Origin of the sequence: Pantoea sp. Ap-967 (genome assembly GCF_011752565.1) — a bacterium.
In the GTDB taxonomy this organism is placed as follows: Bacteria; Pseudomonadota; Gammaproteobacteria; order Pseudomonadales; family Pseudomonadaceae; genus Aquipseudomonas.
The window spans coordinates 477,402-491,791 of sequence record NZ_VWXK01000001.1 but is presented as its reverse complement, the minus strand read 5'-3'; the positions used below and the strand labels follow the sequence as shown (position 1 = coordinate 491,791).

Below are 14,390 nucleotides of genomic sequence, written 5' to 3'. Positions count from 1 at the left end.
GTAGAGGTAGGCCGATGTGCGCTTGCAATAGCCAGCGCCGACGGCGCTGGCTAATGCAATGTTCAGTGGGTTGGGCGGTCGCTCAGTTCCCCGTTTACCAAGCGGATTATTTTCAGTGGGTTACTGTTTTTCAAAGCGTCGGGCAGCAGCGATTCAGGATAATTCTGGTAGCAGACCGGACGCAGGAACCTCTCGATGGACAAGGTACCGACCGATGTGCCGCGTGCATCTGAAGTCGCTGGGTAGGGGCCACCGTGAACCATCGCATCACATACCTCGACACCGGTCGGGTACCCGTTCACAAGGATGCGCCCGACTTTGGTTTCGAGGATTGGCGTCAGCGCTTCAAGCAAAGGCTGATCCTGCGCCTCAGCGATCAGCGTTGCAGTCAACTGGCCGCGCAACGCGTGCAGCAGTGCTTTGAGCTGCGGGACGCCGTTCGCCTCCACCATGACGGTGCACGGCCCGAACACTTCTTCCTGAAGCAACGCGTCGTTGTCCAGAAGCAGCGCTGCATCGGCTTGGAACAATTGGGCATTGGCGCTGTTGCCCACGCCGGGTTCGCCCGCCAGATGGGTAACGCCGCTGTGGCGCTGCAAGCGATCAAGTCCGCCCTGGTAGCTCTTCAGGCCGCCACTGCTAAGCATGGTTTGAGACGGTTGGCTGCAGATTGCTTGTCCAAGCTTCTTGGCGAACGCGGTGAAGTCGTCTCCAGCCATTCCCAGCACCATTCCTGGGTTCGTGCAGAACTGGCCTGCGCCCATCGCCACTGATGCGGCAAGGTCAGCGGCAATCTTGTCGCCGTTGCTCGCCAGTGCTGCGGGCAGGATGATGACTGGGTTGATACTGCTCATTTCGGCAAACACAGGGATCGGCTGCGGGCGGGCTGCGGCCATGTCACAGAGGGCGCGACCTCCAGCCAGCGAGCCGGTGAAGCCAACAGCCTGGATAGCCGGGTGCTTGACCAGCTGTGCGCCGACACTGCTCCCATAGATCATGTTGAAAACACCCTTGGGCATCGAGGTCTTTTCCGCCGCCTTGATCACAGCAGTAGCCACATATTCAGAGGTGGCCATATGCCCACGGTGCGCTTTGAACACGACCGGGCACCCTGCTGCCAAGGCTGCGGCGGTGTCGCCGCCGGCAGTGGAAAAGGCCAGGGGGAAGTTGCTGGCACCGAAGACCGCAACAGGCCCTACGCCTATTTTGTATTGGCGGATGTCCGGGCGCGGCAGCGGTTGCCGATCCGGCAGGGCCAGATCGATCCGAGCACCGTAGAAATCACCACGTCGAAGGACCGTGGCGAACAGGCGCAACTGGCTCGCTGTGCGCACCCGCTCACCGACGATACGAGGCCTGGGCAAGGCGGTTTCGCTGGTCACCACATCCAGAAAGTCGTCGCCCAGTTCTTCAAGCTCGCTGGCAATGGCATCGAGAAATTCCGCTCGGCGTATTGAGGACAATGCACGGAAAGCCGGATAGGCATCGGCGGCGGCTTCAGCTGCAGCATTCACTTCTTTTTCAGTGGCTTCGTGAAACTGGAACGGAAGGTCTTCACCTGTGCATGCGTTCACACTGTTCCAGCGCGTCTGTCCTTCGGCACTGCGTTCGCCACCAATGAAATTGTGGCCGGATAATTGGGTCATGACAGGTTCTCCACTTAACGCGTTTCAGTAATTGTTTGATGTGGCAAGGCGTGCACTTACTTGAGCATGAAGGTGTATGAAACGATGAAGCGGTTTTCATCCCTGCGTCCTGTTGCACTTCCCTGCAGCTCTACGTTGCGAGCGCGAAATCCTAGATTTTTCAACGGCCCGCTCTGGATGACGTAGCTGATATCAATATTGCGTTCCCATTCGCTGCCGTTTTCTCCGCCTATTTCAAAATTATCCCCATGCACATAACGCGCGAACGCTGTCAGCCCAGGGACACCCAGGCCAGCAAAGTTGATGTCGTAACGTGCTTGCCAGGAGCGTTCCTGCGGGCGGTCAAATCGTAAAACTTGGATGGCGTTCGGTACTGCGAGCAGATCGGTATCGAAAATAAACGGTAAGGCACTGTCGCCAGCGTTGTATTGATAGCCAATGCTAGCGGTATGAATGCCTCGGTTGAGGCTCATGTAAACCGATGACATACGGCTGTCGATATTGCCTGCCAGCGCCTGACCGCTTTCTCCGCTGTCGAGGTAGTTGAGGGTGGTGCTCAGCCGCCACGGGTCAGCGTTCAAGGTATGCGTTGCAGTCAGCAAGTGCTGGTCATAAACGTCCTCCAAACGCCCGCCCCAGGCGCCGACGGACAACTGCGGCGTTGCCTTCCACACACCTCCCAGGTAGTTGAAATTGTCGCTGCTGACCGTCGTGTAGTTACCCACGACCAAGTCATCCCTATGGCTTGAGTCCCGGTTGTTGGCTTGGCGCACGTGGCCGACACTCAGGCTGAGGTTGTCGATTTCATTGATATCGAGCATGACGCCTTCAAAAAATTGGGGCAGTAGCCGCGTGTCATTCGACGCGATCAGTGGGACCTTCGGGAACAGGCCGCCGGCAGTGAGCTCCGTTTTTGAATACTTGAGCTTGAGCGCTGCAGTAGCTTCGGAAAATTCGTCGGCCGATTCAGGATCGCTTTTTCTAGGCCCGCCTGGTCGGGTGTAGGCCCCAGGGAGCAGGGCACTGCCACTCCTCGCCGGGGAGGAATCCAGCTTCAGGCCAAGACCTGCATAAACGTCAACGCCAACACCGATGACGCCTTCGGTATAGCCAGATTGTGCTCGGAAAATGAATCCCTGCGCCCATTCCTCGATTTTCGATTGGGCGCCGGGCGCGGCATCGCGAAAATCGTGGTTGTAGTAGAAATTTCTGAGTGTGAGATTGGCCTTGGAATCTTCAATGAAGTCTGCGTGGGCTGGCCAAGGGCTCAAACTGCACGCAGCGATGAAGCAGGGAAGGCATTTGTTAGCAACTGGGCTGCGACTCATTTTTATTTTTATCCTGAGATGTCGTGACAGCGAAGCAGGCAGAGGCGCTCAGCCATTGCTCGCGATGGCCGAGTGCACGCATTAAAGTGACTTAGAAGTATTGATGCATCAAAGCGGAGTGATCTTGACCGGCTCGCTTTGAGTGGCGCGCAACGTGTTTTTCAGCGGCGCGCCAAAGTCCGGAAGCTCGACTTCCATTTCATCACCCGGCTGCAAGTTCAATCCGTCAGCGAACGATATTGTCGCTGTGCCGAAGAAGTGAACATGGACATCGCCAGGCCTCAGGAACTGGCGATATTTAAAGTGGTGGTGTTCCAGGTTGGCAATGGTGTGGCACATATTGTCTTCGCCTGACAGGAACTCGCGCTCCCAGATAACCTCGCCGCCCCGTCGAACGCGGCTCATGCCTTTGAGGTGAGAAGGCAACTGTCCCAGACGCAATTCGGGGCCATAGGAACACTGGCGCAATTTGGAATGAGAGAGGTACAGGTAGTTCCTGCGCTCCATCACATGGTCGGAATACTCGTTACCCAGGCAATAGCCCAGGCGATAGGGCTTACCGTCCTCGCCAATGACATACAGGCCACAGATCTCAGGTTCATCTCCGCCGTCTTCAGCGAAGTCAGGATAGTCCAGCGCTGTGCCTGGACGAACGACGGTCTGGCCGTCGCCCTTGTAGAACCATTCGGGCTGAACGCCGATCTGGCCCTCTTGGGGCTTGCCGCCGGCAACACCCCACTTGAACATTTTCATCGTATCGGTGAGCGCTTCTTCGGTTTGCTCGGTCTGCTGGTGCATTTTATCCCGGGCCGCAGCGCTGCCGAGGTGTGTAAGGCCGGTGCCAGTGATCAGGCAGTGGGCGGGATCGGGGTGGTCTAGCGGGGCAAGGACGCGCTTGTCTGCCAGCAGCTTCGTGTAGTCGTGTTCGCTCTCCAGGCCGAGCTCTGCAATCAAAGCACTCAGCGTTTTCCTCTGGTTGATTGCCTGGCGGGCGAGCTCCCAAGTCGTCTCCACACCGCGTACGACCGTCACTGTGGCGCCTTCGACTACACCAACCTGACGCTTGCCATTTTCCTGCTCGAACTGGATCAGCCGCATGAGGGGCTCCTTGTTGTTGTCATCCCTCCCCAGTGGAGGTATGGCTGGACGATAAAATAGTACTTTCTTTTTGGCAAGGGCTTCCTTGTTAGCTTTTTTGGGGGTAGGATCGCCAAAAAATCAAAGTTAGTACTACTAACTCGGAGTGAGCAGCCATGACAGAACAAAAACGTCCCCTTCGCTCGGAAGCCTGGTTCGGCGCGAATGACAAGAACGGTTTCATGTACCGTAGCTGGATGAAAAATCAGGGTTTTCCTGAGCACGAGTTCCAAGGCAAGCCGGTAATCGGCATCTGCAACACCTTCTCGGAACTGACGCCTTGCAACGCTCATTTCCGCAAGCTGGCCGATCATGTGAAGCGTGGTGTGTGGGAGGCGGGTGGTTTCCCTGTCGAGTTTCCCGTTCACTCCACCGGTGAATCGAACCTGCGGCCGACCGCGATGTTCACCCGCAACCTGACCAGCATGGATGTGGAAGAGGCGATCCGCGGAAACCCGGTCGATGCCGTCGTCCTGCTGACCGGCTGCGACAAGACGACCCCAGCATTGCTGATGGGGGCCGCGAGCTGCGATGTCCCCGCCATCGTGGTCACTGGCGGCCCTATGCTCAATGGCAAGCACAAGGGCCGCGACATCGGCGCCGGAACCAGCGTTTGGCAGATGTCCGAGCAGGTGAAAGCGGGTGAAATCAGCCTGGATGAGTTTTTGGCCGCTGAGGCAGGAATGTCCCGCTCGGCAGGTACCTGTAATACCATGGGTACAGCCTCGACCATGGCCTGTATGGCGGAGGCGCTGGGCACTTCCTTGCCCCATAACGCGGCAATCCCTGCTGTGGATGCGCGTCGTTATGTACTGGCCCACCTATCCGGCATGCGGATTGTCGACATGGCCCTGGAGGATCTGCGCTTGTCCAAGATCCTGACCAAAGAAGCCTTCGAGAACGCCATTCGCGTGAACGCTGCAATCGGCGGCTCGACCAATGCGGTGATCCACCTTAAAGCCATCGCAGGTCGAATTGGCGTCGACCTTCAACTGGACGATTGGACCCGCGTCGGTCGTGGTACGCCCACCATCGTCGATCTCCAGCCCTCGGGCCGCTTCCTGATGGAAGAGTTCTACTATGCGGGTGGTCTGCCCGCAGTGATTCGCCGCCTCGATGAGGCTGGCCGGCTGCCCAACCCGAACGCGCTGACTGCCAACGGCAAGTCGATCAGTGAGAACTGCCGAAATTCACCGATCTATGGTGACGACGAAGTCATCCGCCCGATCGAACGCCCTCTGTGTGAGGATGGTGGCATGTGCATTTTGCGCGGTAACCTCGCTCCGCAAGGTGCAGTGCTCAAGCCTTCCGCCGCAACACCTTCGCTGATGCAGCACCGAGGTCGTGCGGTCGTATTCGAAACCTTCGATGATTACCGTGCACGGATCAACGATCCTGATCTGGATGTCGATGAGACCTGTGTTCTGGTTTTGAAAAATGCAGGACCCAAGGGCTTCCCGGGCATGGCGGAGGTCGGGAACATGGGCTTGCCTCCGAAGATTCTGGCTAAGGGCATCACCGATATGGTGCGCATCTCCGATGCCCGCATGAGTGGTACTGCCTATGGCACCGTGGTGCTGCATGTCGCTCCGGAAGCGGCGGCGGGTGGGCCACTTGCGGCGGTGCGAAATGGCGACATGATCGAACTCGATTGCGCCAGCGGCCGTTTGCACCTGGATATCAGTGACGTCGAACTGCAACAGCGGTTGCTCGATATCGCCCCACCGACGCTGCCGCTCATCGCAGGCGGCTATCGCCACCTTTATATCAACCACGTGCTTCAGGCCGACCAGGGCTGCGATTTCGATTTCCTCGTCGGTTGCCGTGGCTCGGAAGTGGCGCGCCACTCCCATTGAATTCAGGGGCCGATGCGCATCGGCCCGTTCTATCGCCTATTCACAAAAACATTAAAGGTGTAGAGAAATGAGCAGTCAGAACCAGCGACCACTGCCGACCCAAAGCGTAGAGCTCAACAGTGCCCGAAACCAGGATGCTGCCAGCGGGGAAGGGATCTACTACGTCCCGACCAACCCGTTCAATTACAAGCAGCCACAGGTGCCGATTCACCTCTTCGAAGCAGAGCGTCAGCGCGCGCTATTCCAAGAGGGAGGCAGCGAGGTCATCGACCTGGATCTCGGTGAGCATCTGCATCTGAACTACCCGGCCACAACGCCTAATCTGCTGGCTCGTTACGTGAAGCTGCAAGGGACTGCCCCCTTGCAAACTCAAGTCTGCGCAACGTCGGAAATCTACATCGTCATTTCCGGCACCGGTGTCAGTACGGACGGACATGCCAGTTTCGAGTGGAGTGAGGGCGACGTTTTCATTTTCAGCGCGGGCCAACTGCTCACGCACCGCGCCACCAGTGGCAACGCCTTGCTGTTCATGGCCTGCGATGCGCCTATCCTGGCGTACTCAGGCGCGCAGCCTGCCAGCCGAGAGAAGGCCATCGTTAAGCCGACGCATTATCGGCTTGATGAGATCAACGACAACATGGACAAAGCCTACGCTCGCAGCCAGGCGGCCGATGAGGTGAGCAAGGCGGTAGTATTCACTAATCGGCAGATGGAATTGCTGCGCACTACCACACCTTTCATCACCACGAACATGAATACGCTGAGCCCCCACTCAGATCAGCGACCGCACCGTCACAACGCGGCCGCTATCACGTTGGCCCTGGATTGCGAAGACGTTCATTCGATGATCGATGGCACCCAAGTGCAATGGAAGCCCGCCGGCGCGATGGTGACCCCGCCCAATGCGGTTCACTCCCATCACAATCGCGGCAATACATTGATGCGAAGTTTCGTTGTTCAGGACTCAGGCTTGTATTACTACTCGCGCACCGTCGGCTTCAGCTTCGCAGACTGATATACGGCCCCCCTGCATCAGGGGGCCTCAAACCTCTACTTCCCACAATGATAATAATCGAGGAAGAATCATGGCTATCAAACGTCGCTGGCTGGGTGTCGTTTTATTGTTCTTCGCTGGCATCATCAACTTCATCGACCGAAATGCGCTGCCTATCGCAGCACCCTTGGTTGTAAAGGAATTCGGCTTCACGCCCTCTGAAATGGGCATCGTGTTCAGCAGCTTCTTCATTGGTTATACCCTTTTCTGCTTCGTGGGTGGCTGGGCATCAGATCGTTTCGGTCCATGGCGGGTTTTTGCAGTAGCTATGCTCTTCTGGTCGGTAGCCTGCGGCTTCACGGCAGCCGCTGTCGGCTTCGCTTCGCTGATCCTGGTGCGTATCCTGTTCGGTATGGGAGAAGGGCCATTTACCTCCTGCACAAGTAAGTTCGTATCGAACTGGTTCCCTCGCAAGGAAGCAGCGTCAGCGCTTGCGGTAGCCAATGCGGGGACACCTGTCGGCGGGGCCATCGCTGGCCCGGTCATCGGCCTTATGATCTTCTACATGGGCTGGCGCCCAGCGTTCGTGGCCGTTGCGATCCTTGGCATCGTTTGGCTGATTTTCTGGCTCTACATGTCGCGAAACACGCCACGCGATGACGCCCGAGTCACTGAGCAAGAGCTTAAAGAAATCGAGATCGATCAGCCTAGCGAGCTTTTGTCGAGTGCCCAGCCGCTGCGCAGTTACCTGAAACAACCGCGCGTATTAGCAACGGCCTTCGCATTCTTCGGGTTGAACTACACGCTGTATTTCTTCCTGTCATGGTACCCAAGCTACCTGACTTCCGTTCACGGCCTCGATCTGAAGTCGATGGGATGGGTAATGGCGATCCCATGGACTTGCGCATTCATTGGCATGTTGGGCGGCGGCATGTTCTCCGACTGGATCTACCGGCGCACCGGAAGGCTGCTTTTCAGCCGCAAGATCGTGCTGATCAGCTTTTTGGGGAGTTCGGCCATCGCGATTATGTTTGCTGGCATTGTCCCGTCGTTTGTCCTGGGCGTTGCGCTCACGAGCTTGGGCATCTTCCTCTTGTACATGACCGCCACGACATACTGGACGATCCTCCAGGCAGTGGTACCTAAAACCAGGATTGGTGGTGTGGGGGGCTTTGTTCATGCCCTGGCGAACATCGCGGGCGTCATCGGGCCGGTTGTGACCGGGTTCATTGTCCAATGGACAGGTTCCTACACCAGTGCGTTTGTTCTGGCAGGTATAATCGCGGTCTTGGGGGCATGTGCCGTGCTGATGTTCGTGCGCTCTGACACCGAGGCATCGGTCGAGCATCCAGGGCATCCCGTAGCCGAGTAAGGGGAGGGGGCAGGTGATGGAAGACCAAACATTCAACGCGGTGGCACCTGGTGAGCGTGGCGGGCATGGTCAGTGGTATCATGCGGCCTCCAGCGAGCTTCGGAAGCCAGTGAAGATGGATGCCCCCTCCAAACAAGTCGGTAAAAGTCGGCCGTCTGATATCGTGCAGACGCTCGGATTGCAGATCATCGGCGGGCATTTCAAGGAAGGTGAAAAGCTCCCGCATGAAAGCGAGCTCATGGAGACGCTGGGTGTGAGTCGAACTGTCTTGCGCGAATCTTTCAAGGTGCTGACCGCCAAGGGGCTGGTGTATTCCAGGCCAGGGCTGGGGACGGTTGTGAAGGCGCGAGAAAACTGGCATGTGATGGACCCGGAAGTGCTGTGTTGGCTTGTCGAGTGCACCCCGCAATCCCAGTTCTTCGAAGCCCTGACAACGGTACGACGCATCTTTGAACCTGCCATGGCTGCTCTTGCCGCTTCGCGAGCAGAAGCGGCGGACATCGCGGTGATCAAGGACGCGTACGAGCGAATGGAAAAGGCAAAGGACCGTACCGAGTTTCTGGTGCCAGACCTGGACTTTCATCGCGCTATTGCCAAGGCGACGCATAACTTCTTCCTGGTTCACCTTTCGGACATGTTGTCCGTGGCGCTGCGTGAATCCATCGAGCTGACGGTTCAGCGGCCCAACGTCAGCTCGCACAGCCTGCCCAGGCATAAAGCGATTCTGACTGCCATTGAAAGTCGGGATCCCGCCGCTGCCAGGCAGGCATCTCTCCTTCAGCTGGATGACACTGAAGAAGCCAAAGAACTCGTGAGCAACAAACTCACCACCCTCTGATTATTTGGGCAGCGCGCTGACGCGCTAGCCATAAATACTTATCGACACCCACGGCGCTCAGCCGATGGGTGCACATGCTCATGGCCCACAGCCAGACAATAATAAGGAGCACTCAGTGATCGACGAGGCCCGCGTTACGCGAAAAATCACCCTCAAACTCATACCCTTTCTTGTACTGCTGTATGTGGTTGCTTATATAGACCGTTCTGCCGTTGGTTTTGCCAAGCTTCATATGGGGGCTGATGTAGGTATCGGCGATGCAGCCTATGGCCTGGGAGCAGGTTTGTTCTTTATCGGCTACTTCCTTTTCGAAGTGCCTAGTAATCTCTTGCTTGACCGATTTGGTGCGCGCCGTTGGTTTGCTCGAATCCTGCTAACCTGGGGCGCTATTACCATGGCGATGGCGCTGATCAGTGGGCCGTACAGTTTTTATTTCCTCCGTTTTCTCCTTGGGGCGGCCGAGGCTGGATTCTTTCCCGGAGTACTGTATTACCTCACCCAGTGGTACCCAATCCGCAACCGAGGCAAAGTTGTTGGTTTATTCATGCTGTCTCAACCGGTTGCCATGGTTGTGACAGGCCCACTGGCTGGGGCGCTGCTCGGAATGGAAGGGGTGGGTGACCTGCACGGCTGGCAGTGGCTGTTCCTGATGATCGGGGCGCCTGCGGTGCTTTTGACCTGGCCGACACTACGCTTCCTGCCAGACAATGCACGGCAGGTGAGTTGGCTATCCGAGGATGAAAAGAATTGGCTGAGCGGTGAATTGAAAAAGGACGAAACACTTTACGCTCAGACCCGACATGGTAATCCGCTGCATGCGCTGAAAGACCGGCGCGTGCTGACCCTTGCGGCCTATTTCCTGCCGATCACATTGAGTATCTACGGTCTGGGACTCTGGCTACCGACGATTCTAAAAGCATTCGGTGCAAGCGACCTTGCCACCGGGTTCATGTCATCGGTGCCCTACCTGTTTGGCATTCTGGGCCTGCTCATCGTGCCTCGCAGCGCCGACAAGCTGAAGGACCGCTACGGCCATCTAACTGTTCTCTATTCAATGGGCGCGATCAGCATGTTTCTCAGCGCCTGGTTCGCCTCTCCAATGCTCCAGCTGGCGGCGTTATCGGTCGTGGCCTTTTGCTTGTTCTCCATCGCCGCCTTGTTCTGGGTCCTCCCGGGTCGGTTCCTGGTCGGCGCAAGTGCCGCTGCTGGCATCGCTCTGATCAACTCTGTTGGTAATCTTGGCGGATATCTGGGCCCATTCGGTATTGGTGCGTTGAAGGAATACACGGGGAGTATCGCCTCGGGCTTGTATTTCCTGTCGGCGGTGATGGTAGGTGGCTTGCTGCTAACGGCGGTTGTCTATTTTTGCCTGGAGCGGTCCTCGGGAGCGGTTGAGCAAGCCACTGGCGATCAAGCAAAAGTATAATCGATGTGTCTGTGCGCGTTACCGCGCACGAGCATCAGGTGAATTTTGGTCAAACTGGCTGCCCCCTCCCGCGGTTTTTACCCGCGTCCACGTGGAGGGGGCGTTGCCGTGTTGAGGTTGTCATCGCCGGTGACGTTGAGACCTGCTCAGTTAAGCTCGAGCAGGTAGTTGATCACGACGGCATTGATATTCACCTTCGCCGTTGCCAAGCAGGCGAAATCCTCGGCGCCCATGACCTTCGGCGTGTGCGTCAGCAGGCCTTCGCCAAAGAGGGGCGCAAGGCTCTGCTGGACGACGCGTGCTTGCACTTCATCATTTACGAGTGCCGGCGCCAGCGGTGTGAATTGCAGCTCAATAACCACATCGAACAATGTTTCATCCCCTCGGACGATGGCTTCCATACGCTGATTGATCTTTGCCTGCGTCTGCGGGGGTATCGGTCCGAACACTGATGAGCATGCATGAAGGGTAGCCGCCAGCCCCAGCTTTCCAGATCCTCGACACTCAAAACACTGGCCAGCAGCAATCCGGTACTGGCACTGAACAGGGCGGAATAGCCCTGACTCGCACTTTGCCAGTCGCACGCAAGAGGGCACTCACAGCGTTCTACGCCTGATGTGTGAGTGTTCGGTATGCAAATCTCAACCCGCCTGCAGTCGCAATAAGTAATACTATCTGGCCTTAAATCTCTAAAAAATCCAATAAATTCGTTGTTGATTTGTAGAAAATAGTACTTTATGGTCTCTTGGCGTTTTCGGTGCCATAGCAGTGCTAGGCATTAGCGCTGCTGGCATGAGCTCTACAAAAACAACAATGGAGGCTCCCCCATGCTCGATGACTCGAAAAGTCACCGCTCGCTGTACGGTGCAATGGAAAAAATCCCGGGCGGCTTGATGATAGTGCCAATGATCATTGGCTCGATCTTCGGCACTTTTTGCCCGACGGTGCTCGACGCCGGCAGCTTCACCTCTGCGCTGTTTCGCGACGGTGCATTGCCGCTGATGGGTCTGCTGTTGTTCGCGACCGGCATGCAACTGACGGTCAGGACTCTGGGACAGGTCGCCAGCACCACCGGTGTGCTCCTGACATGCAAGTCGATCATCCCGGGCCTGCTGGTGATCGGGCTAGGCTACTTCTGCGGCCTGGACGGTATTTTCGGTATATCCCTGATTGCATTGCTGGCTGCCATGGACAACAACAATGGTGGCGTATGGGTTGCGTTTGCCGGCAAATATGGCGACCGTCGCGATCAGGGCGCGTACATCGCCAGCGTATTGAATGACGGCCCGTTCTTTTCGATGGTACTGATCGGCGCCGCAGGTTTCGCGGTGATCCCTCTGGATACCATGCTGGCGGCCCTGTTCCCTGTTGCCCTCGGCGTTTTGGTGGGCAATCTCGATTGCAAATGGCGAACGGTCATGGAGCCCGTCGCCAATGTAACCATCCCCTTCATCGCCTTTGGCCTGGGCATCCGTATTGACCTGTTCGATATCCTCAAGGGCGGCCTGACAGGTATCGGTTTGGGCATCGCAGTGGTCGCTGTGACCGGCACGCTCGTCTATGCCGGTTATCGATTCCTGCTCAAGCGGGGCGAGGACAGTGCAATCGGCTTCGCTGCCGGCACTACCAGCGGTAACGCCATTGCCAACCCGGCAATCCTCGCGGCCATCGACCCTGCTCTGAATCCGTATGTCGGTGTGGCAACGGCCCAAGTTGCGGCGAGCGCATTGGTAACTGCCTTACTTGCGCCAACTGTCGCTGCCTGGTTGCTCGGCCGCGCGCGTAAACGGGCTCGGACACGCCAGCGGGTTGCACCTCCCAGCGGGGCGCCAGCGCCGTCAGCCAGTGGCAGGGGCCTGTCATAAGTTCTCATGACCGAGGGGCGTTGCTCGACGCCCCGATTGCAAAGGAGATGTACATGCACAACGATAAGAACGTCCATCACCGCTACCTGGCAAGCGATGTCGAGCAATTCGCCAAGGCCCTGTTCACGCATTACGGGGCTGATGAGGAAAAAGCCGCAGCCTTGGCCAATGTATTGCTGGAAGGTGAACTGCTTGGACACCGAACCCACGGCCTGGCTTTGCTCGAACCTTACCTGCGCGAAATCGAAAGTGGCAGCATGACGCTGCAGGGAGAGCCTGCGGTAATTGCCGACAAGGGCGCGGTGAGCACCTGGGATGGCCGCCGACTGCCTGGGCCATGGTTGATGAAGCGCGCTCTGGGGCAGTGCATCGAGCGGGCCCGGGAGTACGGCACTGCGACCCTGGCTATCCGTCGCAGTCACCACATCGCATGCTTGGCAGCCTATCTAAAGGAAGCCACAGATCAAGGCTTCATCCTTGAGATTCAGGCTTCCGGGCCCTCATCTGCCAGCGTGGCACCGTTCGGAGGGCGGCAGGGCGTGTTATCGCCCAACCCCATTGCAATCGGTTTCCCGACCCGCGACAGCGCCGTGCTCATCGATGTGTCGACGTCGGTTACGTCCAACAGCTATGTCAACCGCTGTCAGCAGCAGGGCAGGGAGCTGCCCTGGCCATGGCTGCTGGACGCTGCGGGGCAACCCAGCAAAGATCCAGCTGCCATCGGGCAGGGGGGGACCATCCTGCCATTGGGTGGCATGGACGCCGGGCACAAAGGGTATGGCCTTTCGCTCATGATAGAGGCCCTAACCACCGGTTTGGGTGGCCATGGCCGTGCAGATCCTGCCGAGGGATTCGGTGCCAGTAGCGTGTTGTTGCAAGTTTACGATCCACAAGCATTCGCTGGCACGGAAGCGTTCTTGCGGCAGACGCAGTGGCTGCAGGAGTCGTGCAAGGCGTGTCCGCCGGTGCATGAGCAACAGCCCGTCAGACTGCCCGGAGAGCGGGGCCTCATCCAACGCGAGACCCAGTTGCGTGAGGGGCTGCTGCTCGAGTTCTCTGTAATTGCCAGTTGGCCTGCCCGTGCGGCCGCTGCGCGTATCGCCCTTCCCGAACCCTTGCGTTGAAACCGAGCGGGTCCTTGAGCCTTCCGTCAGGAGTGATCGTTAATGTCACCGATGTCATTCAGCAAACAGGTCTGCCTAGCCATGCAAGAGCCAGACAGGCCCTTGGTGCTTGCGCAGGAACAGCATCCGCAAACCCGCGAGCAAGCGTATGAAATGCAGTTGCAGGTTTTGGAGCAATTGCAGCAAAGCCCGGGCGGCTGGAAAGTAGGACCTACGCCCACGGCCGGCCTGGCGCAAGGAAGTGTGCTGCCAGGCAGTTGGCTGCTACCCACGGGTGCGCAGGTCCATCTGAACGCGTTCAATTATCTTGGCCTGGAAATGGAAATTGCCTTTCGCTTCAAGCAGGCATTCAGCGCTCGGACTGTGCCGTATACATTCGAAGAGGTCGAAGCCAACCTGCAGTCGATGGCTGCCACCTTCGAGTTGGTGACCAGCCGGCTGGAAGGCTGGCCAAGCGTGCCCGCGCTCTTGCAACTTGCCGACCTGCTCAATCACGGGCGCTTGATCGTGGGCGATTTCATCGCCTATGACCGAGCGTTCGATTTCCAGGCACCCACGGCTACCCTAACCGCTGGCGGGCGCTCCGTGTGCCCGGAAAAAATAGGCAATCCGGCAGGCGACCCACGGTTACTACTGCCGTGGCTGGTCAATCACCATACGTGCAACGGCCTGGATTTCCTGCCTGAATGGTTGGTAACGACAGGGTCCTACACAGGACTGCAGGCGCTGGAATCCCCCGCCGTTTATCGGGGGCAGTTCCAGGGCCTACCGCCTGTGGAGTTAACACTCAGCTGAACGCGCAAG

General features: G+C 57.7%; 12 protein-coding genes. 8 read left to right on the top strand and 4 right to left on the bottom strand.

Annotation, left to right across the window (positions count from 1 at the left end; translation table 11 throughout):
- Window positions 1–62: 62 nt before the first annotated feature.
- The 3 genes from F3J45_RS02370 to araD1 form a co-directional block, all read right to left on the bottom strand.
- Window positions 63–1,646: an aldehyde dehydrogenase (NADP(+)) gene (locus F3J45_RS02370; RefSeq protein WP_167056685.1), complete on the bottom strand. Its 1,584-nt coding sequence runs from the start codon at window positions 1,644–1,646 to the stop codon at window positions 63–65.
- Window positions 1,647–1,702: 56 nt separating this feature from the next.
- Window positions 1,703–2,974, bottom strand: a complete 1,272-nt coding sequence (locus F3J45_RS02365) for an OprD family porin (RefSeq protein WP_167056682.1) — start codon at window positions 2,972–2,974, stop codon at window positions 1,703–1,705.
- 108 nt (window positions 2,975–3,082) lie between these two features.
- The gene (gene araD1, locus F3J45_RS02360; RefSeq protein WP_167056680.1) at window positions 3,083–4,072 is read right to left on the bottom strand and encodes an AraD1 family protein; all 990 of its coding nucleotides are present in this window, start codon (window positions 4,070–4,072) and stop codon (window positions 3,083–3,085) included.
- Window positions 4,073–4,227: 155 nt separating this feature from the next.
- Between araD1 and F3J45_RS02355 the strand changes: the two genes are divergently transcribed.
- The 5 genes from F3J45_RS02355 to F3J45_RS02335 all read left to right on the top strand — a co-directional run bounded on the left by F3J45_RS02355 (window position 4,228) and on the right by F3J45_RS02335 (window position 10,597).
- Complete coding sequence (locus F3J45_RS02355) at window positions 4,228–5,967, top strand: IlvD/Edd family dehydratase (RefSeq protein WP_167056677.1); 1,740 nt, start codon at window positions 4,228–4,230, stop codon at window positions 5,965–5,967.
- A gap of 67 nt (window positions 5,968–6,034) precedes the next feature.
- Window positions 6,035–6,982, top strand: coding sequence for a hypothetical protein (locus F3J45_RS02350; protein ID WP_167056674.1), 948 nt, complete (start codon window positions 6,035–6,037; stop codon window positions 6,980–6,982).
- A gap of 70 nt (window positions 6,983–7,052) precedes the next feature.
- The gene (locus F3J45_RS02345; RefSeq protein WP_167056670.1) at window positions 7,053–8,333 is read left to right on the top strand and encodes an MFS transporter; all 1,281 of its coding nucleotides are present in this window, start codon (window positions 7,053–7,055) and stop codon (window positions 8,331–8,333) included.
- A 16-nt stretch (window positions 8,334–8,349) separates the two neighbouring features.
- Window positions 8,350–9,171, top strand: a complete 822-nt coding sequence (locus tag F3J45_RS02340) for a FadR/GntR family transcriptional regulator (RefSeq protein WP_205300352.1) — start codon at window positions 8,350–8,352, stop codon at window positions 9,169–9,171.
- 115 nt (window positions 9,172–9,286) lie between these two features.
- Window positions 9,287–10,597 carry an MFS transporter gene (locus F3J45_RS02335; RefSeq protein ID WP_167056667.1) on the top strand — a complete coding sequence of 437 codons (1,311 nt, stop codon included), beginning with the start codon at window positions 9,287–9,289 and terminating at the stop codon, window positions 10,595–10,597.
- Window positions 10,598–10,743: 146 nt separating this feature from the next.
- Here F3J45_RS02335 and F3J45_RS02330 read toward each other — a convergent pair whose 3' ends face one another.
- A complete protein-coding gene (locus F3J45_RS02330) occupies window positions 10,744–10,998 on the bottom strand; it encodes an amidohydrolase (RefSeq protein WP_167056664.1) in 255 nt (84 codons plus the stop codon).
- Between the two features lie 426 nt (window positions 10,999–11,424).
- On the opposite strand from F3J45_RS02330, the gene F3J45_RS02325 reads away from it, so the two are divergent.
- Genes F3J45_RS02325 through F3J45_RS02315 form a run of 3 tightly spaced genes read left to right on the top strand, consistent with a single transcriptional unit; the run spans window position 11,425 to window position 14,381 of the window.
- On the top strand, window positions 11,425–12,462 hold the full coding sequence (locus F3J45_RS02325) for a 2-keto-3-deoxygluconate permease (RefSeq protein ID WP_167056661.1): 1,038 nt from the start codon (window positions 11,425–11,427) through the stop codon (window positions 12,460–12,462).
- 53 nt (window positions 12,463–12,515) lie between these two features.
- A complete protein-coding gene (locus tag F3J45_RS02320) occupies window positions 12,516–13,586 on the top strand; it encodes an Ldh family oxidoreductase (protein ID WP_167056658.1) in 1,071 nt (356 codons plus the stop codon).
- Window positions 13,587–13,628: 42 nt separating this feature from the next.
- The gene (locus F3J45_RS02315) at window positions 13,629–14,381 is read left to right on the top strand and encodes a 2-keto-4-pentenoate hydratase (RefSeq protein WP_167056655.1); all 753 of its coding nucleotides are present in this window, start codon (window positions 13,629–13,631) and stop codon (window positions 14,379–14,381) included.
- The last annotated feature ends 9 nt before the right edge of the window (window positions 14,382–14,390 follow it).

What these genes read in the sequence shown, in the direction of transcription:
- F3J45_RS02315 (WP_167056655.1), top strand. Translation starts at nt 13,629, where the DNA reads ATGTCACCGATGTCATTCAGCAAACAGGTCTGCCTAGCCATGCAAGAG.
- F3J45_RS02350 (WP_167056674.1), top strand. Translation starts at nt 6,035, where the DNA reads ATGAGCAGTCAGAACCAGCGACCACTGCCGACCCAAAGCGTAGAGCTC.
- F3J45_RS02370 (WP_167056685.1), bottom strand. Translation starts at nt 1,646, where the DNA reads ATGACCCAATTATCCGGCCACAATTTCATTGGTGGCGAACGCAGTGCC.
- F3J45_RS02365 (WP_167056682.1), bottom strand. Translation starts at nt 2,974, where the DNA reads ATGAGTCGCAGCCCAGTTGCTAACAAATGCCTTCCCTGCTTCATCGCT.
- F3J45_RS02325 (WP_167056661.1), top strand. Translation starts at nt 11,425, where the DNA reads ATGCTCGATGACTCGAAAAGTCACCGCTCGCTGTACGGTGCAATGGAA.
- F3J45_RS02330 (WP_167056664.1), bottom strand. Translation starts at nt 10,998, where the DNA reads ATGGAAGCCATCGTCCGAGGGGATGAAACATTGTTCGATGTGGTTATT.
- F3J45_RS02320 (WP_167056658.1), top strand. Translation starts at nt 12,516, where the DNA reads ATGCACAACGATAAGAACGTCCATCACCGCTACCTGGCAAGCGATGTC.
- F3J45_RS02345 (WP_167056670.1), top strand. Translation starts at nt 7,053, where the DNA reads ATGGCTATCAAACGTCGCTGGCTGGGTGTCGTTTTATTGTTCTTCGCT.
- araD1 (WP_167056680.1), bottom strand. Translation starts at nt 4,072, where the DNA reads ATGCGGCTGATCCAGTTCGAGCAGGAAAATGGCAAGCGTCAGGTTGGT.
- F3J45_RS02355 (WP_167056677.1), top strand. Translation starts at nt 4,228, where the DNA reads ATGACAGAACAAAAACGTCCCCTTCGCTCGGAAGCCTGGTTCGGCGCG.
- F3J45_RS02340 (WP_205300352.1), top strand. Translation starts at nt 8,350, where the DNA reads ATGGAAGACCAAACATTCAACGCGGTGGCACCTGGTGAGCGTGGCGGG.